The sequence below is a fragment of the Inhella sp. genome (assembly GCF_027532025.1).
GTDB lineage: Bacteria > Pseudomonadota > Gammaproteobacteria > Burkholderiales > Burkholderiaceae_C > Inhella.
The window spans coordinates 1-26825 of the sequence record NZ_JAPZSY010000084.1 but is presented as its reverse complement, the minus strand read 5'-3'; the positions used below and the strand labels follow the sequence as shown (position 1 = coordinate 26825).

Genomic DNA, 26825 nt, shown 5'->3' with positions numbered 1-26825 from the left:
CCGAACGCAACGCGCTTCAGCAGTCGCTTCGACAGCCTCTACGCTGCTAGCAGCGGGCTGTGGGCGGGTCACGTCTACGCAGCGGGGCTAAGACTGTCGCTGAATGCCACGGTTCCGCTGGCGCTCGGCGGTTTCCTGCGCCTGTCGGGAGCGCCACCCGACTCGGTGGTGGGCCAGCGGGTTGTGTTTGGCCGTGCGGTGCTGGCGCGCCAAATCGCCACCCTGCCGGCGGCCCTGGGCGGCGCGGTGCGGGTGGGAGCGTCGCTGGAGGCCGGTAAAGCCAGCCAATCCAACGGCCTCGCCGACAGCCCGTTGCGCGCGGGCGGCTCCTTGTTCACGGTGTTGGACACGCGCTTTGGCCCCGTCTACGTGGGCTTCGGCCACACCCGCCATGGGGGCAGCTCGGCCTACCTCTTCCTCGGCTCCGTGCTGCTGCCCTCGGCGCTGTTGCGCTGAGCGGTGCGGCGGCGCATCTCGGTGAAGGCCCCCAACTCGAACGAGCGCAAGCCCACGATCAGCGTGTAGCCGTCGCCAGCGGCGGCGGGGTCGCGCTGGTCCTCGCGCTGCCGATGCACGAAGGCCCCGGCCAACTGTGCGACCCGCTGCGCCATCTCGACAGCCCCAGCAGGCGAGAGTTGGCCATGCACCGTGACCAAGGTTTCGCCACGGCCATCGAAACCGGCATCGAAGAACTCATCCACCACATGGCGGCGCAAATAGGCCATCACCGGCCCCTCGCGGCGCCAGTGGAACGAGTGGCTCACGGCCAAGCGGTACCGGTTGTCGACCTTGAGCTCGATCAGCCCGAGGCGGTCCAGCCGCACCAGCGAAGCCACGACCTCGGCAGGCGTCAACGTGTAAGCTCCCAGCATCTGCTCCACGGTCCATTGCGACAAGCAGCAAATCGCCACCAGCAGCAGCCGCGGGTCGGCCACCAGCGCCCGCTCCTGCTCCAGCGTCAGCCGCGTCAACTCGGGCGCCGAGCGGGCGGCGCGGACGAGCAGCTCTTCGAAGGCCACGCCGACAGCCTCGCTCACCTGCGCCAGTCGAGACAGCGGCATGTCCTGTTCGCTGAACATGCGCTTCACGCTCGATTCGCTCATGCCGATGCGCTGCGCCAGCGCACGGTAGGTGATGCCAGCGGCCTTCATGTCGGCGCGCAGCACGTCGAACAGTCGGGCCGCCGAAGTCATGGCTTGGGGTCTCCCTGATGCTTTTGCTGGCCGCGATCATGCCAAACAGGCGTCGCGCAGCGGGACCCTACAGCGGCAACTCGGTGAAGTAGCGGCCGCCGTGGAAGATCAGCGGCTGGGCGCCGGCGCGGTGCATGCAGCGCTCGACCTCCCCCACGAAGATGACGTGGTCGCCCTCTTCGTACTGGCTGCGATTGGCGCACTCGAACACCGCCGCGCAACCGGGGATTAGCGGCACGCCCCCGGCGCCGTCCTCGGTGACCAGGCCCGCAAAGCGGTCGATGTCGCGCGTGGCAAAGCGCTTGGCCAACTCCAACTGCTCGGCTGCCAGGATGTGGATCGCGTAGTGGCTGCCCCGCGCGAAGGCGGGCATGGTGTGGGCCGCCGTGCGAAGACTCCAAAGCACCAAGGGCGGGCTCAAGCTCACCGAGTTGAAGCTGTTGGCCGTCAAGCCCACAGGGGTGCCGTCGGCCGCGCGGGCGGTGACGATGGTGACGCCCGTGGCAAACAGCCCGAGCGCGGCGCGAAACGAAGGGGCGTCGGGCGGCGACATGGGCCGATTGTGAGCGGGCCTACCATGCCGCGCCCGCCCGGCCGTCTATCCCCCTTCTGCGCCCATGCTCATCGCCCGCCTGCACCGCCTCACCGTCGTCGTCCTGCTGGGCTTTGCCTCCGGCCTGCCCTTGGCGCTGAGCGGCCAGGCCATGCAGGGCTGGCTGACGCAAAGCGGCCTGAGCCTGGCCACCATCGGCTTCCTCACGCTGGTGGGCCTGCCCTACACCTTCAAGTTCCTGTGGGCGCCGCTGATCGACCGCTTCGACCTGCCCTGGGCCGGGCGCCGGCGCGGCTGGATCGCGCTCACGCAAGCCCTGCTGGCCGCCGCGCTGTGGGGCATCTCGCAGCTGGACCCGGCCACGCAGCTCGGCCCTTTCGCCGCGATGGCCGTGCTGATCGCCTTCCTGAGCGCCAGCCAAGACGCCGCCTACGACGCCTACCGCGCCGACCTGCTGCCGCCCGACGAACGCGCGCTGGGCGCCAGCCTGAACACCCTGGGCTACCGCCTGGCCATGGTGGTCAGCGGCGGGCTGGCCTTCATCTGGGTGGACCCGGCCGCGGGCGGCTTGAGCTGGCCCACGGTGTACCAGGGCTTCGCGCTGACCATGCTGGGCGCCGCCGTGCTGACGCTCACCCTGAGCCCGCGCCTGCCGCGCAGCTTGCGGCCCGAGACCGACGCGCGGCGCGACCTCGTCGGCTTTGCCGCCGTGGTGGCTGCCGTGGCCGCAGGCGTGGTGCTGACCCAGCAAGTGCTGGAGCCAGCGGTGCAGACCCTGTTGGCTCCCGCCACGCCCCTGGGCAAGAAGTGGACCGACCTGGCCGTGCTGCTGCTGGGCCTGGCCGTGGTGGGCCCGCTGGCGGCGTACACCGCCCGCCGGGCGCGTTTTGGCACCCTGCTCGGCGGCTTGAACGAGTACCTGGCCCAGCCCGGCGCCAAGGCGATGCTGGCACTCATCGTGCTCTACAAGCTGGGCGACGCGTTTTCGGTGAGCCTGCTCACGCCCTTCTTGCTCACCGGCGTGGGCTTCGGCAGCGCCGAAGTGGGCGTGGCCAACAAGCTCTTCGGCCTGTGGCTGAGCATCGGCGGCGCGCTGCTGGGCGGGCTGCTGATGCTGCGCCTGGGCCTGTTTCGCTCCCTGCTGGCCTTCTCTGTGCTGCAGGGCGTCAGCAACCTCGGGTTTTGGTGGCTGGCGGTGCAGGGCGCGGGTCAGATGGGCTCGGTAACCGTGCCCGCCTTCGACTGGACGATCGTCAAGCTGGCCACCGCCACCACGCTGGATGGTGGCCTTTTGATGGTGGTGGCCATCGACAACCTGTGCGGCGGCATGGGCACCGCGGCTATCTTGGCTTTCATGATGGCCCTGTGCCAGCAGCGCTACTCGGCCACGCAGTTCGCCCTGTTGTCGGCCCTGGCCTCGGTGGGCCGGGTGTGGGTGGGCCCGCTGGCCGGGGTGTTGGCCGAGAGCATCGGCTGGCCCACGTTCTTCTTGGTGTCCATCGCCTTCGCCGTGCCGGGCGTGCTCTTGTTGTGGGCGCTGCGCGCCCCCATTTCAGCCCTGGATCGCCCCAGCACTGGCGTGCCCACCGACGACTGACCACAATCACGGCCATGAACCTGCTGCCCGACCACGACCCCCACCTGCCCAGCGCCCCCGTGCACGGCTGGGGCCACTGCGATTGCCACCCCACGCCCACCACGCGCCGCCTGTTCACCGGCTTGCTGGCGGCCGGCGCCGCCCTGCCCGCGCTGGCACAGGACGGCGTGGCGGGCGACGTGGGCCGCATCAGCCGGGTGGCCTCGTTGGTGCCGGCCGAACAGATCGAAGCCGCTGGGGCGGCGCAGTACGCCCAGGTCAAGCGCGAGGCCAACGGCCAAGGCGCCCTGGTACCGGCCGACCACGAGCAAGTGCGCCGCCTGCGCTACATCGCGCAGCGCATCCTGCCCCACACGGCGCCCTGGAACGCCCGTGCGGCCCGCTGGCAGTGGGAGGTCAACCTCATCCGCAACAAGCAGCTCAACGCCTTTTGCATGCCCGGCGGCAAGATCGCCTTTTACAGCGGCATCCTGGTCAACCTGCAGCTCAACGACGACGAGGTTGCCGCCATCATGGGCCACGAGATCGCACACGCACTGCGCGAACACGCCCGCGAGCGCCTGGGCAAGACCACGGCCACGCGCATCGGGGCCAACCTCATTTCCAGCTACTTCGGCCTGGGCAACCTGGGCGACGCCGCGCTGCAGATGGGGGCCCAACTGATGACCCTGCGCTTCAGCCGCGAAGACGAAAGCGAAGCCGACCTCGTGGGCATGGAGCTGGCCGCCCGCGCGGGCTACGACCCGGCCGCCGGCGTCACGCTCTGGGAAAAGATGGCCCAGGCCAGCAAGGGCGCGCCGCCGCAGTTCCTGAGCACCCACCCGAGTGGCCCCACGCGCATCAAAGACATCCGCGGCGCCTTGCCCAAAGTGGCCAATTTGGTGGCCCGCGCGCCCAAGCCCGACCAGCGCTTCCCCGTGGCCAGCGCGTGAGCCCGGCGCCCGACGCGCTGAGCCCCAGCCACGCAGACTGGGGCATCTTGGCCGTCTTCGCCGTCGTCTACGTCGGCATGTTCCTGGGGGGGCTGCCCAAGCTGCGCCTGGACCGCACCGGCGTGGCGGTGTTGGGCGCCATCGCGGTGCTGCCTCTGACCGGCTGGGGCGTGCGCGAAGCCGCGCAGGCCGTGGACGGGCCCACCCTGGTGCTGCTGTTCAGCTTCATGGTGCTGGCCGCGCAAATGCAGCTGGGCGGCTTCTTCGGTGAGGTCGCGCGTCGCGTGGGTGCGCTGCCCGGGTCGGGGCCCTCGCTGCTGGCGGCGCTGCTGGCCGTCAGTGCTGCGCTGTCGGCCGTCTTCACCAACGACGTGGTGTGCCTGGCCGTCACCCCCGTGGTGGTGGCCCTGTGCCGCCAGCGCGGGCTGCCCCCCTTGCCCTTCTTGGTTGGGCTGGCCTGCGCCGCCAACATCGGCTCGGCGGCCACGTTGATCGGCAACCCGCAAAACATGCTCATTGGCTCCGTGCTGGCGCTGGACTTCGGCGGCTACCTCGCCATTGCCATCGGCCCCGTGCTGCTGAGCTTGGTCTGCCTGTGGGTGTGGCTGGTGCACGGCACCGGCCGCGCAGGCTGGGCGGAACGCGCTCCGGCGGCGACCGTGACGGACGCCTCGCCGCCCTTCGACGCCTGGCAAAGCGCCAAGGGCTTGGCCGTGGCCTTGGCGTTGCTGGTTGTGTTCCTGGCCACCGACCTGCCGCGCGAACTCGCCGCCCTGGTCGGCGCGGGTCTGCTGCTGCTCAGCCGGCGCCTGCACAGCAGCGAAGTGATGGGCCGGGTGGATGGCGCCCTGCTGCTGCTGTTCATCGGCTTGTTCGTGGTCAACCACGCCTTCCAAAGCACCGGCCTGGCCGCGCAGGCTGTGACTTGGGCGGGCACCCAGGGCCTGCACCTGCACGAGCCCGGCACGCTGACCGTCGTCAGCGTGGTGCTCAGCAACGTCGTCTCCAACGTGCCGGCCGTCATGCTGCTGCTGCCGCACCTGGGCACCGATCCACAACAGGCGGGCGTGCTGCTGGCCCTGGTCAGCACCTTGGCAGGCAACGTGCTGTTGGTGGGGTCGATCGCCAACCTCATCGTCGTGGACCTGGCCGCCAAACAAGGGGTCGCCATCGACTGGCGCCAGCACCTGCGCCTGGCCGGCCCCGCAGCGCTGAGCAGCCTGGCCATCACGTGGGGCTGGCTGGCCATGGCACGATGATGGCGATGACCCTGCTGAACCGCCGCCACGCACTGGCCCTGGGCACGGGCGCACTGGCACTCCCGGCCCGGTCGCCAGCCGCCGGCCCCAAGCGCTTGCGCGTGGCCGCCGACATCGCCGAAGTCGGCTTCGATCCGCCTCGCGTGTCCGACCGCACCTCGGTCACCATCAACGCGCACATCTTCGAGTCGCTGCTGACCTACGACCCCCTGGCCGAGCCCGCCCTGCTGCGGCCGCTCACCGCGGCCACGATGCCCGAGGTGAGCGACGACCACCAACACTTCGTGTTCACCGTGCGGCCCGGCATCTTCTTCTCGGACGACCCGGCCTTCGGCGGCCAGCGGCGCGAGCTGGTGGCGGCGGACTACGTCTACAGCATCAAGCGCTACTACGACCCGCGCATCCCCAGCGAGCACCTGTACCTGTTCGAGAACGAGGGCCTGCTCGGCCTGAGCGAACTGCGCCAGCGCGCCCTGGCCGCGAAAACCGCGCTGGACTACGACACCCCTGTGCCCGGCCTGCGTGCCCTGGACCGCTACCGCTTTGAAGTGCGTCTGGCCCGCCCATCGCCGCGCTTTCTGGCCTTGTTCGCGGTTTCCGGCCTCAGCGGGGCCGTGGCGCGCGAGGTGGTCGAGGCCTACGGCGACCAAGTCGCCGCCCACCCCGTGGGCACGGGCCCTTTCATCCTGAAAGACTGGCGCCGCGGCTCGCGCGTGCTCTTGGCCCGCAACCCCGGCTTTCGAGAGCAGCACTACGAGGCCACGCCGCCCCCGAACGACCCCGAGGCCGTGGCCCTGGCCGAGCGCCTGCGCGGGCGTCGCCTGCCGATGGTGGACGAGGTCGACATCAGCATCGTGCAAGAAGACCAGCCTCGTTGGCTGGCCTTCGTCGGCGGCGACATCGACGCCATGGAACTGCCCCAATCCATGGCCAGCGCGGCCCTGCCCCACGGGCGGCTGGCGCCCTCCCTGGCGCGACGCGGCGTGCAGGTGCACCGCTTCCTCGACGCCAGCGTGCGGCAAACCTTCTTCAACTGCCAGGACCCCGACCTCGGCGGCCTCGGCCCCGAGCGTGTGGCCCTGCGCCGCGCCATCGCGCTGGCCTACGACAACGCAGCCGAACTGCGCCTGGTGTTCCGCAATCAAGGTCTGCCCGCACAGTCCCTGATGGCCCCCGGCGTCACTGGTTACGACCCCGCGCTCAAGACCGACATGGGCGCCGGCGATCGGGCCCGCGCCAACGCCCTGCTGGACGTTTACGGCTACCGCGACGTGGATGGCGACGGCTGGCGCGAACACCCCGATGGCCGCCCCCTGGTGCTGCGCATGGCGGGCATCCAGGACGCCCGACAGCGTCAGATCAACGAACTGTGGGAGAAGCACATGCGGGCCGTGGGCCTGCGCATCCGCTTCGAGCCCGGACAGTTCGGCGAACTCATCAAGAACTCCCTGGCCGGGCGGCTGCAGATGTGGAGCTTTGCCTGGAGTACCCAATTCCCCGACGGCGACTTCTTCCTCGCCCTGGCCTACGGACCCAACAGCGGCCAAAGCAACGACGCCCGCTTCCAGCTGCCCGCCTACGACCGCGCCTACGAGGCCCAGCGTGCCCTGCCCGATGGGCCTGAGCGCCTGGCCGCCATCCGCCAAGCCCAGCGCCTGATGCTCACCTACATGCCCTACATGGCCCACAGCCATGCGCTGCGCGTCGACATCAGCCACGCCCACGTCGTGGGCTACCGCCGTCACCGCTTCACGCGGGACGTTTGGCGCGCGGTCGACCTGGCCTGATCCGCCCGCTCAGACGCGGCGCGACATCAGCAGCGTGGCCGCCGCGGTGAACGGCACCGGCGCCTCGCGCGGACGCAAGCGGCGCTCGTGCAGCGACTCGCAGCCCACCTCTTGACGGTGGCGCAGGTCGTCGGCCACCACCATGCCCGCCCAAGCCCCGCTGCTGGCCGCCACCACATCGCTGTTCGGGGCCAAAAGCAGGCCCTGGCCGCGCCGAGCCAACACGTCGGGGGCGTTGACCACGTTGAAGATCAGCCGATCGGCCACCGTGCTGAGTCCGCTGCCGGGCATGTCGTCCTGAAACTCCACCTGCATCGGCGCGGTCAGATTGACCACCAACCACTCGTCCGGTCCCACAAAGGTGTCCAGCAAGAAGGGGTAAAGCAAGCCGGGCGCCACGTCAAACACATGCACCCCCTGGCGCGGCAGGCTCGGGCCCAACATGAGCCGGCCGTCACGCACCTCCGACGTGCCGGTGGGCGCCAGCCCGGCCAAGCGCTGCGCCAGGGTGTGCAAGGTGCGGCGCAAGTCGCTGCCCGACACGATCGAAGGCTGAGCCAAGTCCCCGTGCGAAGACCCCCAGCCGCCCCAGGCGTCCCAGGCCGACCAAGCGCTGGGCAAATCACCCGGCTCGGAGGCCGGCTCCGCCGCCGAGCGCACGGCGGCCTGCCAAACGTTCACCGCTTCCGTGCCCCGCACGCCAGCCAACACCGGCGTGGCGCTGAAGCTCAGCAAGGCCGAGGCCAACATGGAGGGAGGAGAACTGCGGACACTCATGGAAACCCCGACGCCGCGCCGGTGCAGGCAGCGCTCGGTCGCATTTTGGAAATGCCCGCGCCCCGCCCGGCCGAACGCACCCCCCTCGATCGAACGATCGCGCCACACGCTAACCGCATGAAACCGAGAACTAGTTCACGGTTTCGAAACAGGGTCAGCGCCCGCGCAAGGCCGCATCGGCCACGAAGGGGTTGCTGCGCCGCTCCTCGCCGAAGCTGCTTTCCGGGCCATGGCCGGGGATGAAGACCGTCTCGTCGCCCATGGGCCACAGGCGCTGGGTGATGGAGGCGATGAGCTGGTCGAAGTTGCCCTGAGGGAAGTCGGTGCGCCCGATGGAGCCGGCGAAAAGCACGTCCCCCACAAAGGCCCGCTGGGCGCTGGCGCTGTGAAACACCACATGGCCCGGCGTGTGGCCCGGGCAATGGCGCACGTGCAGGGTCTCGTGGCCGATCTGCACCGTGTCGCCATCGGCCAACCAGCGCGTGGGCGTGAAGGGTTCGGCCGGCGGAAAGCCGAACATGACACTCTGCTGGGGCAACCCATCGATCCAGAACTGGTCGCCCGGGTGCGGCCCCACGATGGGCAAGCCTTGCTCGCGCGCCAACTGGCCCGTGGCCCCGGCGTGGTCGATGTGGGCGTGCGTCAGCCACAGCGCCTTGAGCGTCAACCCCCGCGCCTTCACCGCCGCCAAGAGGCGCGGGATCTCGCCGCCCGGATCGATCAAAGCGGCCTCGTTCGTTTGGTCGCACCAAACCAGCGAGCAGTTCTGCTGGAAGGGCGTGACGGGGAGGGTTTCGTAGCGGAGCATGGTTGGGTTGAGGGGAGTTGACAACAAAGGTTTGAACGTGCGGTCAAAGTCTCGAACATCTTCCCGCAAGCCACGACGGCCCGTCGCCAAAGTCTTGATCCCCGCGGCCAATCCGCACCGCTTGGCCGCCCTGCGCAACTGCCGCATCAAGGCCGGTGAGGAAGAGAGTGCGCTGGCGCTGCAGAGCCCTTGGCGGCGCGAGCATCTGTTCGCCTCGCAGCAGGCCTTGGAGACCGTCGACTTCTTCGGCCAGCAACTGGCCGAGTTGGATGCGTAGATCCAAGCCCAGCCATGTCGCGCCAGGCCTCGGTCCAGCCTGCTCTGCGCCCAGGTGGATCAGCGGCCGCGAAGCGCGCGGAACCTGCGCTTGCGCCATCGTCCTGCATGGCCAGCCTCAAACGCCCTGATCGTGGCGGCTCGACGCGCCAAATTGCTTGTGGGGGGGGAGCCCGAGCCTGTCAGTCGTGTTGTCGCGTGATCACGCCCTCAGCGGTGGCGATGAGGGCGACACGAGCCCGATGGCGGGCGAACACGCCCACGGTCACCACCCCGGGCCACTGATTGACTTCCGTCTCGAAGGCCACGGGGTCGTGGATGCGCAGCCCGGTCACGTCGAGGATGTGCTGCCCGTTGTCGGTCACGCAGCCTGCTCGGAGGCGAGCCTGCCCGCCCCAGGCGGCAAAACGGCGCGACAACTGCGCGGCGGCCATGGGAATGACCTCCACGGGCAGCGGAAACGCCCCCAGCACGTCCACGCACTTGGTCTCGTCGGCAATGCACACGAAGCGATCGGCCAAGTCGGCGACGATTTTTTCGCGCGTCAGGGCAGCGCCGCCGCCTTTGATCATGTGGCCGCGCGGATCGATTTCATCGGCGCCGTCCACGTACACCCCCAGGCGCTCGACCTCCCCTGCCTCCAGCACCGGGATCCCGGCAGCCTGGAGGCGCCGGGTGCTGCGCTCGCTTGAACTGACGGCGCCTGCCAACGGCACGCCACTGGCAGCCAGTGCGTCGATGAACAGGTCCACCGTCGAGCCGGTGCCCACGCCGAGCACTTGCCCCGGTTGCACGTAAGCCAAGGCCGCTTGCGCCACCTGGCGCTTGAGTTCGGTTGCATTCATGCCGGCATTGTCGCAAGCCCATCCAACCCAGGCCCGCCTGCCGGCCGCGCCTCAGGGCAGTGGAACGAGTTGGTCGCCTGGGCCTGCCTCGCACTGGGCGCTCAAGGGCTCGCCGCCGTGCCGGATCACCACATGGTGCTCGTTGTGGCACAACTCGACGCGACGGGCAGCGGGGTGACGCGCTTGCAGCCAGGCCTCGAGGGCCGCTGGCAAGGTGGTTCGCACTTGGGCACGGGACCAGTCGTCGTCCGGGTGGTCGTCGAAGTGCACCCAGGGCACCAGGGCGCGTGCCAACCACAGCCAGGCGCGGGACCCGGCATCGACGGCTTGAGGCGCGTACCCCGCCTCGCGCAACCAAGCCTGAGCGCTGGCTCGATCGGACGCCGCGGGCGCCCAGGCCGTGCCCATCAACTCGGCCACCCATTGGTTGCAGTTCTGGTAGCGCAAAGCGAAGGGGTGGGCGTTGGCGCTGTAGTCGGGGTGCAGCACCGCTTGGGCGCGCCCGTCATCCAGGGCGGTGCGCTGAAGGCTCAGGCCCTCTTCTCCGGGAATGAACATCAGGGAGACGAAGCCCAAGCGAGGGCTTTCGGTGCCGAACAAGAAGCCGGCCACGCCTTGGTCGAACACACGAGGGCGGCCTTCATCGCAGGCGTAATACAACTGCCGCACGGCCCAAGGGCCTTGGGGGTGGGCCGACAGGCTCAGGCCCGCGTGGCTGTAGCGCACGCCCCAGCGCGCCAAGCGCAGCCCTGAGCGGCTGATGAGGGCCGCGGGCTCGGGCGACTGCTCCAACTGCTGACGCACCACCGCGGCGAATCGGAGGAGCCGATCTTGCTCGCCGGTGCTCCATCGGGCGGCGCCGCCATCGCACCAGGCGGCGTTGAAGGCCGAGGCCCGGGCGGCCTCTGCCCCGGCAACCAGCACCAGGCCGGCCAGCACGCCGGCGATCGCGCAACGCAAAGCTTCAGCGCAGGGCGCGGGCGTCGAGGTCGCTCATCCAGGCATCGGCCAAGGCCAGCAGGAAAGGCTGCGTTGCCTCGGTGCGCGCGAAGGCGACGCCGTAGGGCCGAGGCTGGGCCTCCACCAGCGCGCCCACCCGCGCCACGCCCTCGCGCTGTGCCAACTGCGCATCCAGGGTGAGCACGAAGGGCTGGGCGCCCTCCCCGGCCGGCTCCAAGTGCAGTTGGAGCTTGCCCGGGCGTTGCGGCGCCTGGGCCACCTCGGTCACCCGGTAGGTGCCGGCGGCCACCTTCTTCTCGCCGCCCGACGAGCTTTGGCTGCTGCCACTGACGGAGTCGGACAAGCTGGCCACCGACTGCGAGGCCAAGCTGGCCGCGCTGGAGGTCAAGGTGTCGGCTGCGGCGGGCAACGCCAAGACAACGCACAGGGTCAGAACAAAGGGAGCGCGGAGGGTCATGGGGAGCTTTCGGGTGACAGGAGGACGTGGAGATTCAGGCGGCGCGTCGTTGGAGCACGGCGTGGGCCAGGCGACGCAACACGGGTTCGGTCTGCGCCCAGCCCAGGCAGGCGTCGGTCAGGCTCACACCCGGGCGCAGGCTGCTCTTGGGCATGCCGGCGGCGAGGTCTTGTCGACCGGGCTGAAGGTGGCTTTCGATCATCACGCCGGCGATGCGGCGGTCGCCGCCAGCAATCTGCCGGGCGATGTCGTCCGCCACCTCGACTTGCTTCTCGTATTGCTTGCTGCTGTTGCCATGGCTGCAGTCGACCATCACTTGCTCGCGCACCCCCCCGGCGCGCAAGGCGGCGCAGGCGGACTCGATGCTGCCGGCGTCGTAGTTGGGCGATTTGCCACCGCGCAGGATCAAGTGGCAGTCGTCGTTGCCGCGGGTTTCAAAAATGGCGGCGGCGCCCATTTTGGTCATGCCCATGAACGCGTGGCCACTGCGCGCAGCGAGCACCGCGTCGGCAGCGATCTTCACGCTGCCGTCGGTGCCATTCTTGAAGCCCACGGGGCAACTCAGGCCGCTGGCCAACTGGCGGTGGCTCTGGCTTTCCGTGGTGCGCGCGCCGATGGCGCCCCAGGCGATCAGGTCGGCGATGTATTGCGGTGACAGCAGATCCAAAAACTCAGTGGCCGGCGGCAGGCCCAGGGCGGTGACGTCCAGCAGCAGTTGCCGCGCCTGGCGCAAGCCCTCGTTCATGCGGAAGCTGCCGTCCAAGCTGGGGTCGTTGATGTAGCCCTTCCAACCCACGGTGGTGCGTGGTTTTTCGAAGTACACGCGCATCACGGTGATGAGTTCGCCCGCCAACGCATCGGCCAAGCCCTTCAACAACCGGGCATAGGCCATGGCTTCGTCGTGGTCGTGGATGGAGCAGGGGCCCACCACCGCGATGAGCCGATCGTCCTCGCCGCGCAGCACGCGCCCGATGTCGGCGCGGGTTTGCTCCACCAGGGTGAGGGCCTGTTCGGACGGAGGCAGTTCGTCCAGCAAGAGGGCTGGGCTGATCAGGGGCCGCACGGCGCGGATGCGCGTGTCGTCGGTGCGGGTGGCGTCTTGCGTGGCATCGCCCACTTCGCGGTCGTGGGTCGGGTCGTCGAATCGTTTCATGAATGCGGCTGGGAGAATCCCAAGCATTGTTGCCGCTTTGAGTACCCCGCCCGATGCTGTTCCCTTATGCCCTCGCTCGCCCTGCCCTGTTTGCCCTCGACCCGGAGCACGCCCACGAATTGACGATGGCCAACCTGGAGCGCTTCCAGCGCACGCCCCTGGCCTGCACGTGGGCGCAAGCACGGGTGGACGACCCGGTCACGGTGGCCGGCCTGCGGCTGCCCAACCGCATCGGGTTGGCGGCCGGGCTGGACAAAAACGGTCGCGCCATCGACGGCTTGGGCGCGATGGGTTTTGGGTTCATTGAGGTGGGCACGGTCACCCCCAAGGCCCAGCCGGGCAACCCCAAGCCGCGCATGTTCCGCCTGCCCGAGCACGACGCGTTGATCAACCGGCTCGGGTTCAACAACGAGGGGCTGGACGCTTTCCTGCTCAACGTGCAACGCGCCAAGGCCTTTCGCGCCGGTGGCGGCGTGTTGGGCTTGAACATTGGCAAGAACGCGGCCACACCCATCGAAGACGCGGCCAGCGATTACCTCAAGGGGCTGGAGGGCGTGTACCCCCATGCCGACTACATCACCGTCAACATCAGCAGCCCCAACACCGCCAACCTGCGCAGCCTGCAGAGCGACGAGGCCTTGAAGGCCCTGCTGGACGTGCTGATGGCCCGGCGTGAGCACTTGGCGGCGACCCAGCAGCGGCGGGTGCCGCTGTTCGTGAAGATCGCCCCCGACCTGGACGAGGCTCAGGTCGGCGTCATTGCCGCCACGCTGCGGGACTGTGGGGTGGATGGCGTGATCGCCACGAACACCACGCTCAGCCGGGACGCTGTGGCGGGGCATCGCCATGCTGGCGAGGCTGGCGGGCTCTCGGGCGCGCCGGTGCGCGAAGCCAGCAACCGGGTCATTGGCCTGCTGCGGGCGGCCCTGGGCCCTGAATTCCCCATCGTGGGCGTGGGCGGCGTGATGAGCGGTGCCGACGCCGCAGCCAAAAGGCGCGCCGGGGCCGATGTGGTGCAGGTCTACACCGGCCTCATCTACCGCGGCCCGGCCTTGGTGCGCGAGGCCGCGATGGCGCTCAAAGGCTGAAAGGCTGAGAAGTCCGGACGGTCTTCGCGTTTCTCTGGGGGCGACAGGCGACACCTTGTGCCACCGTTGGCACCATGAACGACACCCAGGTCCACGAGGTGCTGCGCCGCAGCCCCGTCTTTGGCGTCTTGCCGCCGCCCGAACGGGCAGCCTTGGTCGGGCAGTTGCGCGTGCAGCGGCTGCCGGCTGGCGCCCGGCTGTTCTCCGAGGGCGACATCGGCCATTCGCTGTACATCGTCCTGGAAGGCCAACTTCGGGTGTCGAGGACGGGCGACACCAACGACTTGCTGCTTTACAACGTGCTGGGCCCCGGTGATGTCAGTGGGGTGGCCGCCCTGCTGCTCGAGCAAGCCCGCACCGCCGATTTGGTGGCCCTACGGGACGCCACCGTGGCCGAACTGCCCTTGGCGGGCTACGAGCACTTGCTGCGCCTGAACCCACTCGTGTTCAGCCGCTTGTTCGTGCAGGCCTTGCAAAACCACCTGCGTCACTTTCAGCCGGCCGACGAAGGCCAGCGAGCCCCAACCATCGCCATCGTGCCCTTGCAACCCGGCCCCGAGGCCCAGATGCTGGCGCGGGACCTGCACTTGGCCTTCGGCGCCTTCGGTGGCTGCGCGTTGATGGAACCCAGTGGCGACACCAGCACCGACCTCGACGTGGCGCAGGCCATGCTGCGGATCGACCACCACGACCGACAGAGCGAGGTCTTGCTCATCCGAGCCGAGCCGGCTGCCAACCCCTGGACCCGTTTGGCGTTGCGCCAAGCCGATCACATCCTTTTCGTGGCCACCCCGGGCACCAGCCCATTGCCGGGGCCGCTGGAGCGACGGCTGCGCGAAGAGGCGGGGTTCGATTTCAAGCGGCAGCACCTGGTCGTGGTCTACCCAGAAGGCAGTGCCCACCCCTCACCCACCCGGCCGTGGCGGCAAGACCGTCCCCGGCTGGAGCGCGTGCTGCCGCTGCGTCGGCACCATGCCGACGACTTGGGACGCTTGGCGCGGCTGTTGATCGGTCGCGCCATCGGCGTGGTGCTGGGGGGCGGCGGCGCTCGGGGGTTGGCCAGTTTGGGCGTCATGCGGGCGCTGGCAGAGGCCGGCATGCCCGTCGACTTGCTGGGCGGCCACAGCATGGGCGCGCTCATCGGTTCCCAGTGGGCGCTGGGGCACGGCCTGGACGCCATCGCGTCGCGCGTGGTCGACCTCATGACCCAACCCGACAGGCCGACCCAGCCCGTGGTGTCCCTGTTGTCCGGGCGACGCATGGAGCAGGGTTTGCGTCGCTTGTGCGACCACGCGCAGATCGACGGGCTGTGGACGCCGTTCTTCATCACCGCCTGCAACCTCAGCCGGGCCGCCACCACGGTGCTGGACCACGGACCGCTGTGGCGTGCCGTGTTGGCCAGCAACAGCCCGCCCGGCTTGCTGCCACCGGTGCTGTACGACGGCGATCTGTTGGTGGATGGCGCCGCCCTCGACCACGTGCCCGTCGAGGCCATGCGCCAGCGACTGAGCGCGCCGATGGAGCGTCGGCGAGGCCACGGCACCGTCATTGCCATCGATGTCGACGTTCAAGAGTTGCCCGGCTCCTCCAGCGCGCCCGCCCAGGTGCGCGGCACACCGGACGGCGGTCAATCCATGCCCGGCCTCGGCAACATCCTGCAGCTTGCGGGTCAGGTGAGCGGCCATCTGCAAAAACAGAAGACGGCCAAGCTGGCGGACTTCCATCTCGAGCCACCCGTCTCGGATTTCGCACTCAACGACTACCAGCGGTCGTCCGAGATCATCGAGCGGGGCTACAACCACGCGGTCCAGGCCATCGCCAACTGGGATGTCCGCCCCCCGGCCCGCCGATGACGGGCCCCACGGCCAACCCAGCGTCAAGGTCCGGCGGACAGCTCCTCGCCACACGCCCGTCACGGGTGGCCACCGACACTTCACCCATGCTGGATCACACCGTCCGAACCCGCTTGCGCTGGCTCTTGGCCCTGGCCGTGGCGCTGCTGGCCCTCGGCTTGGGCTGGCAGGTCGCCAGCCAGGGGAGCGTCTGGACACCCCTGGCCCTGATCGACGCCTGGCGTGGGGCGGCTCAACAGCTGGGCTGGCCTGCGGTGTTGGGCAGCTTCGTGCTGGCGTGCACACTGGCCGTGCCCTTGTCGGTGCTCACCTCGCTCGCCGTGTTGGCCTTCGGCCCCTTGTGGGGTGGCGTGCTGGCCCTGGGCGGCGCTTCCGTCAGCGCGCTCATCAGCCACGCCCTCGGACGCGGCTTGGGCCAGGCGGCGCTCAGCCAATGGGCTGGCCCCCGGTTGACAGCCTGGAATGAGGCGGCGTCTCGCCGGGGTCTGGTGGCGGTCGTGCTGGTGCGCTGGGTGCCGGCGGCGCCGTTTGCGGTGGTCAACCTGTTGCTGGGCAGCACCCGCATCGCCTGGGGCGCGCTGGTGCTGGGCAATCTCATCGGCATGCTGCCCATGGTGTTGGTCGTGGCCTGGGCAGCGCCGGCGCTCCTGGCGCAGATGCAAACGTCCAGTCAGGGCGGCTGGAGCGTGCTGCTGGGTCTGGTTGGCGTGTTGGCCCTGGTGGCCGCCGTGGCCGCCGCCCCCTGGGCACTGCGACGCTGGGTGCGGCGCGCATGAGGCCCCTTCGCCTGTGCTTGGTTCGCCACGGCGAAACCCCCTGGAACGCGGAGCATCGCTTGCAGGGCTGGACGGACATTCCGCTGAACGCCAAGGGCGAGCGACAGGCTCAGGCCTTGGCCGCCGAACTGAGCACCGTGGCCTTCGACGCCATCGTCAGCAGCCCGCTGCTGCGGGCCTGGCACACGGCCCAAGCGGTGGCCGCGCGGCAGCCCGGGGTGCTCTGCGTGCCCGAACCCCGCTTGCGCGAGCGCCATCATGGCGATTGGCAGGGGCTGACGCGAGCCGAGATCGCCCAACACGACCCCGAGCAACACGCGCTGCTGCAATCCCGCAGCCCGAGTTACCTGCCGCCGGGTGGCGAGCGCCTGGACGCGTTTTCGGCCCGGGTGCGCGCCGCTTTGGCCGACCTCCGAAGCCAGCACCCTGAGGGCACCGTGCTCGCGGTGGCCCATGGGGGCGTGCTGGACATGGCCTACCGCTTGGCCACCGGCCAAGACTTGTTCACGCCGCGCCAGCACGCCTTGCCCAACGCAGCCATCAACTGGTTGCTGGCCGACGCGCGCGGGTGGCACGTCGAGGCCTGGGGGCTGGGCAGCCATCTCGACACCGCCCTTGACGACCAGGGCGGCTGAGCCCAACCCTGCTCGCGTTGCCTCACCAAACGCGGCAGCGCTGTGCGTCGGGCTTCACCAACCGATCCCCCGGCTTGCAAGCAAAGGCTTTTTCGAACTCGGGCAGGTTCACCACCACCCCGTTGATGCGGTAGCGGCCCGGCGAGTGCGGGTCGGTGCGGGCGTGCACGCGGGCGGCTTCGGGGCGGTCGTGGCTGCAGTCCCATTGCGCAAAACCGACGAAGAAGCGCTGCTCGGGCGCCAGCCCGTCGCGCTCGCCCAAAGGTTGACCCTGGACTTGAGCCTGCCACGCCACCCAGGCCAGCACCAAACCGCCCAGGTCGGCCAAGTCCTCGCCCAGGGTCAGGCGGCTGTTGATCTTGATGTCGTCCACCACGGTGTACTGCGCATACTGGTCGACCACGCAGGCCGCCCGTTTTTCAAAGGATTTGGCATCGGCGCGCGTCCACCAGTCCTTCAGCCGCCCCAGCCCATCGAACTGCCGACCCTCGTCGTCAAAGCCATGCACCAGCTCGTGCCCGATGGTGCCGCCGGTGTTGCCGTAGTTGGGGGCATCGTCCAAGCGCGGGTCGAACAGCGGCGGTTGCAGCACCGCCGCCGGGAAGTTCATGTCGTTCATCTGCGGGTGGTAGTAGGCATTGACGGTTTGCGGCGTCATGCCCCACTCGCCACGGTCCAGGGGCTGGCCGATCTTGGCGAGGTCGCGGGCCATCTCGAAGGCCTGCCCGGCCGTGACGTTGGCGAAGAAGCTGTCGCGCCGCACCGAAAGGCTGCCGTAATCGCGCCAGCGCTCGGGGTAGCCCACCTTGTGAACCACGCGCTTGAGCTTGTCCAAGGCTTTGCTTCGGGTGGCGGGGGTCATCCAATCCAACTGCGCGATGCGCTTGGCCATGGCCTCTTGAATCTGATGGCTCATGGTCACGACCTTGGCCTTCAGTTCGGGGCCGAAGGTGCGCGCCACGTACTCGCGGCCCAGGGCTTCGCCCATCTGCGCATCCGCCCACTGCACACAGGTCTTCCACCGCGACTTGGGCTCGGGCGTGCCTTGCAGGACGCGCTCGTAAAAGTCGAAATGCGCCTGCTGCCAGTCCTTGCTCAGCTTGGGGGCCGCGCTGCGGGCCAAGTGCCAGCGCAGCACGGTGTGCACCTCGGCCATGGGCGCACGCGCCAGCCAAGCCGTCAGGGTGCGAACGAACCGAGGCTCGTTCACGTTGTGGGCATCGCCCTCCGGCACGCCAAGGGCCCGCCGGTAGGCGCGCCAGTCGAAGCCCGTGCCCAGGGCCTGCAACTGCGCCACACCCATGGGGTGGAAGGTGGCGTAGGGGTCGCGCTGCTGCACGCGAGTCAGGCTCGCGCGGGCCAATTGGGTTTCCACCGCCAGCACGGTGCGGGCTGCGGCTTGGGCCTGGGCGGGCGTGTCGCCCATCAACACGAACAGGCGTTCGATGTGCGCGCGGTAGTGCCCGCGCAGTTCGCGGCTTTTGGCATCGCGGCGCAGGTAGTCGTCACGATCCGGCAGACCCAAGCCACCCGGCAAGACGAAGGCGATGACGCGATCGGGGTCGCGCAGGTCTTGCCCCGAACCGTAGCCGAACAACAACCCGCCACTGCCAAAGTGCTGATGCAAGGCCGCCAGCAGCGCCGGCAACTCACGCCGCTGCTTCAGGGCTTGGATGCGCGCCAACCAAGGCTGCAGGGGCTCGGCCCCGACTCGGTCGATGGCGGCTTCATCCATGCAGGCGGCAAAGTAATCGCCCAGCTTGCGCTGGTCGGCGCTGGCCCCCGACTCGGCGCCGCGGCTGGCCAAATCTTGCAACACGCCCCACAGGTAGCGTTGGTTGTCGTTGGCCAGTTTGGCGTACACGCTCCAGCGCGATTGGTCGGCCGGAATCGGGTTGGCGGCCATCCAGCCGCCGCAAGCGAACTGGTAGAGGTCGTCGCAGGGGTTCACGCTGCGGTCCATGGCCGTCACGTCCAGACTGGGCGTGGCAGGCAGTCGCGACAGTGGCTGGTCTTGCGCCTGGGCCACCGCCGCGATGGCCACGGCGGCGAAGGCAATGAGCGTGCGTTTCATCCGGGCATTCTCAACGCCGCCGGCGGCTTGCGCACCCCGGACAAACCGCGCCCGCCGGCAGGACGCCCCTGGCTCAGTCGATGACTTGCACGCCCCGCGCGAAGGCCACGCGGTCTTTGATCTCGGCCGCCGCGTCGCTGGGCTCGGGGTAGAACCACACGGCGTCCGGCAGCATCTCGCCGTTGACGAACAGGCTCATCCACTGCGCCTGGCCCTTCCAGGGGCAACTGCTGCGGTGGTTGCTGAAGGTGGTGAATTCCCGCTTCAGGCTGCTGGCGGGGAAGTAGTGATTGCCTTCCACGACGACGGTGTCGTCGCTTTCGGCCACCACGGTGCCGTTCCAAATCGCTTTCATCGCCGTCCCCTTCACTGCCCGGTCATGCCGGTGACTTGCTTGAACCCGTCCACGTCCTTGCCCTTGCGCGCGCGCTTGCCGGCGTGGGCGGCCAGCCCCGACAGGCGCAACACGTCGTCCTTGGGCTTGTTGCCGCGGGCGATGCCGCTCAGGTTGAGCTGCGTGGCGAAGCAGGCCAAGGCGTGCAGGCGGTCTTTGCCTTCCAGGTCGATCAAGGTCAAGCCTCGGCCGCCCTTGGGCTGCAGCTTGAGCTCGGTGACCGGGAAGGTCAGCAGGCGGCCTTCGGTGCTGAGGACCGCCAGCTGCGGCAGCGCGGGCGACACCAGCGCCGGGCGCAGCGGCAGCTCGTCCTTTTCCAGGGCCAAGAAGGTCTTGCCCACGCGCTTGGAGGCCGTCAGGTCGCCGATGGTGGCCACCAGCCCGAAGCCCAGGCTGCCCGCCAGCACCAAGCTCTGCGTCGCCGGCCCGGCGACGTAGTGCAGCAGTTGCGTGCCCGCTTCCAGCTCGATCAGGCTGGTCATCGGCGCGCCATCGCCCCGCCCACCCGGCAGCGTGCTGACAGCCACCGAATAGCTGCGGCCGCTGCTGCCCAAGGCAATCAGCGTGTCCAAGCTGCGACACGCGAAGGTGCCGTACAGGCCGTCGCCCGCCTTGAAGGCCAGGCCGTTGACGTCGACCTCGTGGCCCTTCATGGCGCGCACCCAGCCCTTTTGGCTGACGACCACGGTCACCGGTTCGTCTACCACCTTCAGCTCCGCCGAGGCGCGCTTTTCGGCTTGGATGAGCGTGCGGCGCTCGTCGCCGAATTGCTTGGCGTCGGCCTCGATCTCCTTGACCATCAAGCGCCGCAGCGACGACGGATTGGCCAAGATCTCTTCCAGCTTGGCGCCCTCGGTGCGCAACTCAGCCAGCTCTTGCTCGATCTTGATCGCTTCCAGCCGCGCCAACTGGCGCAGCCGAATCTCGAGGATGTCCTCGGCCTGCCGGTCGCTGAGGCGGAATCGCTCGATCAAGGCCGGCTTGGGCTCGTCGCTGTTGCGGATGATGCGGATCACCTCGTCGATGTTCAGCAGCACCTGCTGCCGGCCCTCGAGGATGTGGATGCGGTCGTTGACCTTGCCCAGGCGGTGGCGGCTGCGGCGCTCGATCGTCGTTTGGCGGAACGTCAGCCATTCGGTGATCACCTGGCGGAAGGTCTTTTGCACCGGCTTGCCGTCCAGGCCGACCATCGTCAGGTTGATGGGGCTGCTGGTCTCCAAGCTGGTGTGCGCCAGCAGCACCTGGGTCAGCTCGTCCACGCTCACGGTGCGACTCTTGGGCTCGAACACCAGGCGCACGGCGGCGTCCTTGCTGCTTTCGTCGCGCACGCCGTCCAGCACGGCCAGCAGCGTGTTCTTCAACTGCAGCTGCTCGGGCGTGACCGCCTTCTTGCCGGTCTTGACCTTGGGGTTCGAGATCTCCTCGATCTCTTCGAGCACCTTCTGGCTGGAGACGCCGTGCGGCAGCTCGGTGATGACCAGTTGCCACTGGCCCCGGGCCAGGTCTTCCACCTTCCAGCGCGCGCGCAACTTCAGGCTGCCGCGGCCGGTGCTGTACGCGGCGCGGATCTCTTCCGGGCTGGAAATGATCTGCGCCCCGCCCGGGAAGTCAGGCCCCGGCAGCAGGGTGAACAGCTCGTCGTCGCTGAGCGTGGGCTGCTTGAGCAGGGCCACCGCAGCGGCGGCCACCTCGCGCAGGTTGTGGCTGGGCACCTCGGTAGCCATGCCCACAGCGATGCCGCTGGCGCCGTTGAGCAGCACGAAGGGCAGGCGCGCCGGCAGCTCCTTGGGCTCTTCGGTCGAGCCGTCGTAGTTCGGCGTGAAGTCCACCGTGCCTTCGTCCAGCTCCTCCATGAGCAGCCGGGCGAGCGGGGTCAAGCGGGCTTCGGTGTAACGCATGGCGGCCGCGCCGTCGCCGTCGCGCGAACCGAAGTTACCCTGCCCGTCCACCAGCGGGTAGCGCTGGGCAAAGTCCTGCGCCATGCGCACCAGGGCGTCGTAGGCGGCTTGGTCGCCGTGCGGGTGGAAACGGCCCAGCACGTCGCCGACCACGCGGGCCGACTTGACCGGCTTGGCGCCGTTGGCCCCGGTCCAGGCCAGCCCCAGGCGCAGCATGGCGTACAGGATGCGCCGCTGCACGGGCTTCTGACCGTCGGTCACGACCGGCAAGGCCCGGCCTTTGACCACGCTGAGCGCGTACTCCAAGTAGGCGCGCTGCGCGTACTCGCCCAGGCTCAGGCGGTCGCCGGTGTCGGGGGCCGAAAAATCCAAGGTTTCTTGTGTGCTCATGCTTCCAGTCCCATGGCCAGACGCGCTTGGTATTCGCGGTCCAGCATCGACATCACGATCAAGCTGTCGTAACCATCGGCTCCGTCCAGCATGACGCGCACGCTCTCGCGCAAGCGCCCTTCCTCGACGAAGCCTTCACTCACGTACAGGCGGTACGCCCGCTCGTTCAAGGCCTTCACGTCCAGCCAAAACCGGTGCGCCTTGAGCTGCACAAAGGCCAGCGGCTTGAGCAAACGCACGCACTGCCGCCCCAACCCACGCCCCTTGGGCTGCAGCACCAGACGCTTGAGCTCCACCGAGCCATGCGGGTTGCGGCAGCCTTGCAGGATCACGAACCCGATGCGCTCCTGCGCTTCGCCCTCGACGATGAAATGACGCGCATCGGGGAATCGGATCGCCCCCTCGTGCTGGGTGCGCTCCCAGGCCGTGATGAACGGGCGGTTGGCGTTGTCTTGCTCCACGCTGACCACCCAATCCAGGTCGCTGACCATGGTGGGCCGCAGGCGCAAAGCGGTTCTTTGGTTGGTGCTCATGCCGCTGCTCCCCAAGGGCTGGCCAGCAATCGTTCTCGCGGCCAAACCATGGTCACGGCGCGCGGCCGGTAGGCCCCGCGCTCGATGGCCGCGCGTCGGGCGGGTGCGCGCTGGGCAGCATCATGCGCCGCTTGCGCCGAAGGCGGGTGTTCCAGGAACAGAGCCCCGTGGGCCTGCGGCACCTGGCGCAGGTAGGCCAGCTTGGGGCTGACTGCGGCCAAGGCCTGGTCGTAGTACCAACTGGTGCCCATGAGCCCCCTCGCCTGCGGCCACAGGCGCAACAGCTGCGCCACCCGCCGAAAGCACGCTTCCCGGCCCTCCGGGCTGAAGCCACCCAGCATCCAGAGGTGCACATGGTTTTCCAAGTAGGGCGCCAAGCGCCCTTGGATGCCGCCCCAAAACCGCCACGTTAACAGCGGTTGGCGCACCACACCGCGCAGCAGCCAGGAGCGCGGCACGCCCGCACCAGGCACCACCAGGTGGCTGACGCAAGGCACGGCGCGGAGGCACAGCGCGGCCAGGTCCTTGCGCCAGGGGTCCTCCCACTCAGAGGGCCATGCTTGATCGGGCCCCGCGGGGTGGCGCTGCATCCGCTCCAGCGCTCGCCGGGCCAGGGCCAGCCATTCGTCCCAAAGCGAGGGCGGAAAGTTAGAGACCCGCAAACGCTCGTGCAAGCCCGCAATCAGCGCCCCGCTCAGGGCCCAACGGCGGGTGCGAGCCCAAGCGCTTGGCCCCTCTTCCAGCCACGTTTGCGCGGCAGTGGGCAACGCGCGGTAGCCCGGCACATCGGCGCTCAGCACAGCATCCACAACCGCCGACAGTCCCTGAAGGGCGGCTGGCTCGATCGCACCGCTCATCGTCACCGCCTCGCGATGGGCGGCCGCAGCTTCGGCCAGGGCGGTCCAATCCATCGCCTGCGGCCCCACGCCGGGGTGGTTCAAACGTCCACCTCGACGGCATCGCCCAGGCGCTCCATCAGCTCGCGGCGCGCGGCGGCCTCGTTGCGCCCCATGAGCTGCGTCAGCACCCCGTCGGCCGCCGCCAAGTCTGGCACGTCCACCCGCAGCAAACGGCGCGTGTCGGGGTTCAGCGTCGTGTCCCACAGTTGCTCTGCGCTCATCTCACCCAAGCCCTTGAAGCGGCTGATGGTCCAACTGCCCTCGCGCGCGCCCTCTTTGCGCAACTTGTCCAAGATGGCCGCCAGCTCACCCTCGTCCAAGGCGTACATCTTGAGCGGCGGCTTCTTGCCACGCGCCGGCGCATCCACCCGGTAGAGCGGCGGGCGGGCGACGTGCACATGGCCCGCGGCCACCAAGCCTGGGAAGTGTTTGTAAAAGAGGCTGAGCAGCAGCACCTGGATGTGCGCCCCATCCACGTCGGCGTCGCTCAAGATGCACACCTTGCCGTAGCGCAGGCCCGACAGATCGGGCGTGCTGCCCGCGGCGTGGGGGTCCACGCCGATGGCCACGGCGATGTCGTGCACTTCGTTGTTCTTGAACAGCAGGTCGCGCTCGACCTCCCAGGTGTTCAACACCTTGCCGCGCAGGGGCAAGATGGCCTGGGTCTCTTTGTTGCGGCCCATCTTGGCGCTGCCGCCGGCCGAGTCGCCTTCGACCAAGAACAACTCGTTCACGCTCAGGTCGCGGCTTTCGCAGTCCGTGAGCTTGCCGGGCAACACGGCCACGCCGCTGCCTTTTTTCTTTTCGACCTTCTGCGCAGCGCGCTGGCGGCTCTGCGCTTGTTTGATCACCAGGTCTGCCAGCTTCTTGCCCTGCTCGACGTGCTGGTTCAGCCACAGCTCGAAGGCTGGCCGCACGTAGCCGCCCACCAAGCGCAAGGCATCGCGGCTGTTGAGCCTCTCTTTGGTTTGCCCCTGGAACTGCGGGTCCAGCACCTTGGCCGACAGCACGAAACTGGCGCGACCGAACAGGTCCTCCGGCATCAGCTTCACGCCTTTGGGCAGCAGCGAATGCAGGTCGATGAAGGCCTTCACCGCCTGAAAGAGGCCTTCCTTCAAGCCTGCCTCGTGCGTGCCACCCGCCACCGTGGGGATCAGGTTCACGTAGCTTTCGCGCTGGCTGGCCGCCTCCTCGGTGAAGGCCACGCACCAAGCCGCCCCTTCCCCTTCGGCAAAGTTCTCGCTGTCGCTGGCCTTGGCGTAGTGCGCGCCCTCGAACAACTCCACCAACGGCTCCGCGCTCAGGTTGGCCTGCAAGTACTCGCGCAGGCCGCCCTTGTACTGCCAGGTCTGCGTCTCGCCTCGCTTTTCGTCGCTCAGCGTCACGATGACGCCGGGCATCAACACCGCCTTGCTGCGCAGCAGATGAAGCAACTCGGCCCGGGGGAGCTCGGGGCTGTCGAAGTAACGTGGCTCAGGCCAGACCCGAACCCGTGTGCCCTGCTTGCGCGGGGCGCCTGGCTGAACGCTGACGGGCTGCACCACGTCCCCGTGGCTGAAGGCGATGCTGGCCGTTTGCCCCTCGCGGTGCACGGTCACCTCCAAGCGCCGCGCCAGGGCGTTGGTCACGCTGACGCCCACCCCGTGCAACCCCCCACTGAAGCTGTAGGCGCCGCCGGAACCCTTGTCGAACTTGCCGCCCGCGTGCAAACGCGTGAACACGATCTCCACCACCGGCACGCCCTCCTCGGGGTGCAAACCGAACGGGATCCCGCGCCCATCGTCCTCCACGCTGACCGACCCGTCGGCGTGCAACACCAGGGCGATGCGCTTGCCGTGGCCCGCCAGTGCCTCGTCAGCGGCGTTGTCCAGCACCTCCTGCATGATGTGCAAGGGGTTGTCGGTCCGGGTGTACATACCCGGACGCTGCTTCACGGGCTCCAAGCCCTTGAGAACGCGGATCGAGGCTTCGCCGTATTGCGGAGTGACTGCCATGGGGGTCCCTGTGAGAGGGGGCGGATTCTAGGAAGGCCCAGAATGGGCCCCGACGCCGCCAGGGTCAACGCCAACCTCGCTCGGGGCGTTGCGCGGCGTCACAGTCCCCGGCCACCCTCCTAGAATCTCGCGCTCTTTCGCACACCCACCCATGAAACCCATCAACGGCAGCATCGTCGCCCTCGTCACCCCGATGCACCCCGACGGCCGCATCGACTTCGACGCCCTGCGCCTCCTCATCGATTGGCACATCGACCAAGGCACGAACTGCATCGGCGTGGTGGGCACCACGGGTGAGTCACCCACGGTGACCATGGCCGAGAACTGCGAAGTCATTCGCGTGGCCGTTGAACACGCGGCAGGCCGCGTCCCCGTGCTGGCGGGCACCGGAGCCAACGCCACCGCCGAGGCCATCGAACTCACCCGCTACGCCAAGCAAGTGGGCGCGGATGCTCACTTGAGCGTCGTGCCCTACTACAACAAGCCCAGCCAAGAAGGCATCTACCAGCACTACAAGGCCATCGCCGAAGCGGTGGACCTGCCGATGATGCTGTACAACGTGCCGGGTCGCACGGTGGCCGACATGGCCCCGGAAACCGCGCTGCGCTGTGCCACGCTGCCCGGTGTGTTTGGGGTCAAAGAAGCGACCGGCAACATCGAGCGCGCTGCATGGCTCATCAAGCACGCCCCCAAGGGCTTTGGCATTTACTCCGGCGATGACGGCACGGCCGTGGCCATGATGCTCATGGGCGGAGCCGGTGTGGTCAGCGTGACGGCCAACGTGGCACCCGGCCGGATGGCGCAACTGTGCGCCGCCGCCCTGCGCGGCGAGGCTGCAGCCGCGACCGCGCTGCACTTCCAGCTGCTGCCTTTGCACAAAGCCTTGTTCGTCGAGTCCAGCCCCGCTCCCACCAAATGGGCGCTGAACCGCTTGGGCCGCTGCAACAATGCGCTGCGGTTGCCGCTTCTGCCCCTCACCCCTGGCGGTGAGGCCGCTGTGGCCATGGCCCTGCAAGAAGCCGGCGTGCTGTAACGCCGGCGTTTTGTTCGATTTCTTCCAGCTAGGACTGTCTCTGTGACCCGTTTTCCCGCTCCCCGCGTCCTGACCCTCAGCGTGGCTTTGGCCCTCGCGGGTTGCAGTTCTTTCGATGGCATGTTCTCCGGCGACAAGGTGGACTACCGGGCTCAATCCAAGCAGACCACCGGGCTTGAAGTGCCGCCGGACCTGACCCAGTTGCAGCGGCAAGCGCCCCTGGGACGAGGCGCCGTGAGCGCTTCGCAGTTGACCCAAAGTGGCGGCCTGAGCCCTGAGGCTGTTGCGGCGCCTACCAAGGTTGCCGTGACCCAAGTGCCGGGCGCCGAAATCGTCCGAATGGGGGCAGTGCGCGTGATCCGCACCACCCAAACACCCGAGCAAGTGTTCGCCACGGCCCGCGCCTTCTGGACAGACTTGGGCTTCGAGGCCCTCGAAGAGCGGGCCGACATCGGCGTGATGGAAACCGAATGGAAGGAAAACCGCGCCAAGCTGCCGAAGGACTTCATCCGTCGCACCATCGGCACCCTGCTCGATGGCCTGTATTCCACCGGCGAGCGCGACAAGTACCGCACGCGCGTCGAACGCGTGGGCAACCTGACCGAGATCACCATCACCCACCGGGGCATGCAGGAGGTCTACACCTCGACCCAACGCGAGC

At 68.8% G+C, this 26825-nt stretch carries 25 protein-coding genes and 1 pseudogene; 12 read left to right on the top strand and 14 right to left on the bottom strand.

What is annotated here, in order from left to right; all coding sequences use genetic code 11:
• Window positions 1-456, top strand: a pseudogene (locus O9335_RS11460) (patatin domain-containing protein); the annotation flags it as partial.
• Here O9335_RS11460 and O9335_RS11455 read toward each other — a convergent pair.
• A complete protein-coding gene (locus O9335_RS11455; RefSeq protein ID WP_298388129.1) occupies window positions 408-1193 on the bottom strand; it encodes a helix-turn-helix transcriptional regulator in 786 nt (261 codons plus the stop codon). The pseudogene O9335_RS11460 and the gene O9335_RS11455 overlap by 49 nt on opposite strands.
• A 67-nt stretch (window positions 1194-1260) precedes the next feature.
• On the bottom strand, window positions 1261-1746 hold the full coding sequence (locus tag O9335_RS11450; protein WP_298388126.1) for a flavin reductase family protein: 486 nt from the start codon (window positions 1744-1746) through the stop codon (window positions 1261-1263).
• 64 nt (window positions 1747-1810) lie between these two features.
• Here O9335_RS11450 and O9335_RS11445 point away from each other — a divergent pair, with 64 nt between their 5' ends.
• From O9335_RS11445 to O9335_RS11430, 4 genes are read left to right on the top strand one after another with little or no spacing between them, the layout of a single operon-like run.
• On the top strand, window positions 1811-3343 hold the full coding sequence (locus O9335_RS11445; protein WP_298388122.1) for an MFS transporter: 1533 nt from the start codon (window positions 1811-1813) through the stop codon (window positions 3341-3343).
• Window positions 3344-3357: 14 nt separating this feature from the next.
• Window positions 3358-4275 carry a M48 family metallopeptidase gene (locus O9335_RS11440; RefSeq protein ID WP_298388120.1) on the top strand — a complete coding sequence of 306 codons (918 nt, stop codon included), beginning with the start codon at window positions 3358-3360 and terminating at the stop codon, window positions 4273-4275.
• Entirely contained in the window at window positions 4272-5534 is a 1263-nt protein-coding gene (locus O9335_RS11435; RefSeq protein WP_298388117.1) for an SLC13 family permease, read from the top strand. Before O9335_RS11440 ends, O9335_RS11435 begins: the two co-directional genes overlap by 4 nt.
• Before the next feature lie 5 nt (window positions 5535-5539).
• Window positions 5540-7321 (top strand): ABC transporter substrate-binding protein, encoded by a 1782-nt coding sequence (locus O9335_RS11430; protein ID WP_298388114.1) that lies wholly within the window; start codon window positions 5540-5542, stop codon window positions 7319-7321.
• Between the two features lie 9 nt (window positions 7322-7330).
• Here O9335_RS11430 and O9335_RS11425 read toward each other — a convergent pair whose 3' ends face one another.
• Together O9335_RS11425 and O9335_RS11420 are read right to left on the bottom strand one after the other, a co-directional pair.
• Window positions 7331-8098 carry a collagen-binding domain-containing protein gene (locus tag O9335_RS11425; protein ID WP_298388111.1) on the bottom strand — a complete coding sequence of 256 codons (768 nt, stop codon included), beginning with the start codon at window positions 8096-8098 and terminating at the stop codon, window positions 7331-7333.
• 154 nt (window positions 8099-8252) lie between these two features.
• Window positions 8253-8906 carry an MBL fold metallo-hydrolase gene (locus tag O9335_RS11420; RefSeq protein WP_298388108.1) on the bottom strand — a complete coding sequence of 218 codons (654 nt, stop codon included), beginning with the start codon at window positions 8904-8906 and terminating at the stop codon, window positions 8253-8255.
• Between the two features lie 121 nt (window positions 8907-9027).
• On the opposite strand from O9335_RS11420, the gene O9335_RS11415 reads away from it, so the two are divergent.
• Complete coding sequence (locus O9335_RS11415) at window positions 9028-9183, top strand: hypothetical protein (RefSeq protein ID WP_298388106.1); 156 nt, start codon at window positions 9028-9030, stop codon at window positions 9181-9183.
• Between the two features lie 181 nt (window positions 9184-9364).
• Here O9335_RS11415 and rpiA read toward each other — a convergent pair whose 3' ends face one another.
• The 4 genes from rpiA to O9335_RS11395 are packed head-to-tail and all read right to left on the bottom strand — an operon-like array spanning window position 9365 to window position 12597.
• The gene (gene rpiA, locus O9335_RS11410; protein ID WP_298388103.1) at window positions 9365-10027 is read right to left on the bottom strand and encodes a ribose-5-phosphate isomerase RpiA; all 663 of its coding nucleotides are present in this window, start codon (window positions 10025-10027) and stop codon (window positions 9365-9367) included.
• A gap of 51 nt (window positions 10028-10078) precedes the next feature.
• Window positions 10079-10987: a DUF2145 domain-containing protein gene (locus tag O9335_RS11405; RefSeq protein WP_298388100.1), complete on the bottom strand. Its 909-nt coding sequence runs from the start codon at window positions 10985-10987 to the stop codon at window positions 10079-10081.
• 4 nt (window positions 10988-10991) lie between these two features.
• Window positions 10992-11444 (bottom strand): hypothetical protein, encoded by a 453-nt coding sequence (locus O9335_RS11400; RefSeq protein WP_298388098.1) that lies wholly within the window; start codon window positions 11442-11444, stop codon window positions 10992-10994.
• 34 nt (window positions 11445-11478) lie between these two features.
• Entirely contained in the window at window positions 11479-12597 is a 1119-nt protein-coding gene (locus O9335_RS11395; protein WP_298388095.1) for a 3-deoxy-7-phosphoheptulonate synthase, read from the bottom strand.
• Between the two features lie 53 nt (window positions 12598-12650).
• Between O9335_RS11395 and O9335_RS11390 the strand changes: the two genes are divergently transcribed.
• The 4 genes from O9335_RS11390 to O9335_RS11375 all read left to right on the top strand — a co-directional run bounded on the left by O9335_RS11390 (window position 12651) and on the right by O9335_RS11375 (window position 16949).
• Complete coding sequence (locus O9335_RS11390; protein WP_298388092.1) at window positions 12651-13685, top strand: quinone-dependent dihydroorotate dehydrogenase; 1035 nt, start codon at window positions 12651-12653, stop codon at window positions 13683-13685.
• Window positions 13686-13759: 74 nt separating this feature from the next.
• Entirely contained in the window at window positions 13760-15538 is a 1779-nt protein-coding gene (locus tag O9335_RS11385) for a cyclic nucleotide-binding and patatin-like phospholipase domain-containing protein (protein WP_298388089.1), read from the top strand.
• An 86-nt stretch (window positions 15539-15624) separates the two neighbouring features.
• Entirely contained in the window at window positions 15625-16314 is a 690-nt protein-coding gene (locus O9335_RS11380) for a VTT domain-containing protein (protein WP_298388086.1), read from the top strand.
• Window positions 16311-16949, top strand: coding sequence for a histidine phosphatase family protein (locus O9335_RS11375; RefSeq protein WP_298388083.1), 639 nt, complete (start codon window positions 16311-16313; stop codon window positions 16947-16949). Before O9335_RS11380 ends, O9335_RS11375 begins: the two co-directional genes overlap by 4 nt.
• Window positions 16950-16971: 22 nt before the next feature.
• Here O9335_RS11375 and O9335_RS11370 read toward each other — a convergent pair whose 3' ends face one another.
• The 6 genes from O9335_RS11370 to O9335_RS11345 form a co-directional block, all read right to left on the bottom strand.
• Window positions 16972-19023, bottom strand: coding sequence for a M13 family metallopeptidase (locus O9335_RS11370; protein WP_298388080.1), 2052 nt, complete (start codon window positions 19021-19023; stop codon window positions 16972-16974).
• Window positions 19024-19096: 73 nt separating this feature from the next.
• On the bottom strand, window positions 19097-19378 hold the full coding sequence (locus O9335_RS11365; protein ID WP_298388078.1) for a DUF427 domain-containing protein: 282 nt from the start codon (window positions 19376-19378) through the stop codon (window positions 19097-19099).
• An 11-nt stretch (window positions 19379-19389) separates the two neighbouring features.
• Window positions 19390-21705 carry a DNA topoisomerase IV subunit A gene (gene parC / locus O9335_RS11360; RefSeq protein ID WP_298388075.1) on the bottom strand — a complete coding sequence of 772 codons (2316 nt, stop codon included), beginning with the start codon at window positions 21703-21705 and terminating at the stop codon, window positions 19390-19392.
• Entirely contained in the window at window positions 21702-22238 is a 537-nt protein-coding gene (locus tag O9335_RS11355; protein WP_298388072.1) for a GNAT family protein, read from the bottom strand. The genes parC and O9335_RS11355 overlap by 4 nt, the downstream gene beginning before the upstream one ends.
• Window positions 22235-23149 carry a hypothetical protein gene (locus O9335_RS11350; protein WP_298388069.1) on the bottom strand — a complete coding sequence of 305 codons (915 nt, stop codon included), beginning with the start codon at window positions 23147-23149 and terminating at the stop codon, window positions 22235-22237. The genes O9335_RS11355 and O9335_RS11350 overlap by 4 nt, the downstream gene beginning before the upstream one ends.
• Window positions 23150-23175: 26 nt before the next feature.
• Window positions 23176-25131 (bottom strand): DNA topoisomerase IV subunit B, encoded by a 1956-nt coding sequence (locus tag O9335_RS11345; RefSeq protein ID WP_298388066.1) that lies wholly within the window; start codon window positions 25129-25131, stop codon window positions 23176-23178.
• A gap of 151 nt (window positions 25132-25282) precedes the next feature.
• Between O9335_RS11345 and dapA the strand changes: the two genes are divergently transcribed.
• Together dapA and bamC are read left to right on the top strand one after the other, a co-directional pair.
• Window positions 25283-26164 (top strand): 4-hydroxy-tetrahydrodipicolinate synthase, encoded by an 882-nt coding sequence (dapA, locus tag O9335_RS11340; RefSeq protein ID WP_298388062.1) that lies wholly within the window; start codon window positions 25283-25285, stop codon window positions 26162-26164.
• A gap of 42 nt (window positions 26165-26206) precedes the next feature.
• A partial coding sequence (gene bamC / locus O9335_RS11335; protein ID WP_298388059.1) for an outer membrane protein assembly factor BamC occupies window positions 26207-26825 on the top strand: 619 nt, incomplete at its 3' end.

What these genes read in the sequence shown, in the direction of transcription:
- O9335_RS11390 (WP_298388092.1), top strand. Translation starts at nt 12,651, where the DNA reads ATGCTGTTCCCTTATGCCCTCGCTCGCCCTGCCCTGTTTGCCCTCGAC.
- O9335_RS11350 (WP_298388069.1), bottom strand. Translation starts at nt 23,149, where the DNA reads ATGGATTGGACCGCCCTGGCCGAAGCTGCGGCCGCCCATCGCGAGGCG.
- O9335_RS11430 (WP_298388114.1), top strand. Translation starts at nt 5,540, where the DNA reads ATGACCCTGCTGAACCGCCGCCACGCACTGGCCCTGGGCACGGGCGCA.
- parC (WP_298388075.1), bottom strand. Translation starts at nt 21,705, where the DNA reads ATGAGCACACAAGAAACCTTGGATTTTTCGGCCCCCGACACCGGCGAC.
- O9335_RS11440 (WP_298388120.1), top strand. Translation starts at nt 3,358, where the DNA reads ATGAACCTGCTGCCCGACCACGACCCCCACCTGCCCAGCGCCCCCGTG.
- O9335_RS11370 (WP_298388080.1), bottom strand. Translation starts at nt 19,023, where the DNA reads ATGAAACGCACGCTCATTGCCTTCGCCGCCGTGGCCATCGCGGCGGTG.
- O9335_RS11445 (WP_298388122.1), top strand. Translation starts at nt 1,811, where the DNA reads ATGCTCATCGCCCGCCTGCACCGCCTCACCGTCGTCGTCCTGCTGGGC.
- O9335_RS11355 (WP_298388072.1), bottom strand. Translation starts at nt 22,238, where the DNA reads ATGAGCACCAACCAAAGAACCGCTTTGCGCCTGCGGCCCACCATGGTC.
- O9335_RS11395 (WP_298388095.1), bottom strand. Translation starts at nt 12,597, where the DNA reads ATGAAACGATTCGACGACCCGACCCACGACCGCGAAGTGGGCGATGCC.
- O9335_RS11455 (WP_298388129.1), bottom strand. Translation starts at nt 1,193, where the DNA reads ATGACTTCGGCGGCCCGACTGTTCGACGTGCTGCGCGCCGACATGAAG.
- O9335_RS11375 (WP_298388083.1), top strand. Translation starts at nt 16,311, where the DNA reads ATGAGGCCCCTTCGCCTGTGCTTGGTTCGCCACGGCGAAACCCCCTGG.
- rpiA (WP_298388103.1), bottom strand. Translation starts at nt 10,027, where the DNA reads ATGAATGCAACCGAACTCAAGCGCCAGGTGGCGCAAGCGGCCTTGGCT.
- O9335_RS11420 (WP_298388108.1), bottom strand. Translation starts at nt 8,906, where the DNA reads ATGCTCCGCTACGAAACCCTCCCCGTCACGCCCTTCCAGCAGAACTGC.
- O9335_RS11365 (WP_298388078.1), bottom strand. Translation starts at nt 19,378, where the DNA reads ATGAAAGCGATTTGGAACGGCACCGTGGTGGCCGAAAGCGACGACACC.
- dapA (WP_298388062.1), top strand. Translation starts at nt 25,283, where the DNA reads ATGAAACCCATCAACGGCAGCATCGTCGCCCTCGTCACCCCGATGCAC.
- O9335_RS11385 (WP_298388089.1), top strand. Translation starts at nt 13,760, where the DNA reads ATGAACGACACCCAGGTCCACGAGGTGCTGCGCCGCAGCCCCGTCTTT.
- O9335_RS11400 (WP_298388098.1), bottom strand. Translation starts at nt 11,444, where the DNA reads ATGACCCTCCGCGCTCCCTTTGTTCTGACCCTGTGCGTTGTCTTGGCG.
- O9335_RS11345 (WP_298388066.1), bottom strand. Translation starts at nt 25,131, where the DNA reads ATGGCAGTCACTCCGCAATACGGCGAAGCCTCGATCCGCGTTCTCAAG.
- O9335_RS11450 (WP_298388126.1), bottom strand. Translation starts at nt 1,746, where the DNA reads ATGTCGCCGCCCGACGCCCCTTCGTTTCGCGCCGCGCTCGGGCTGTTT.
- O9335_RS11425 (WP_298388111.1), bottom strand. Translation starts at nt 8,098, where the DNA reads ATGAGTGTCCGCAGTTCTCCTCCCTCCATGTTGGCCTCGGCCTTGCTG.
- O9335_RS11380 (WP_298388086.1), top strand. Translation starts at nt 15,625, where the DNA reads ATGCTGGATCACACCGTCCGAACCCGCTTGCGCTGGCTCTTGGCCCTG.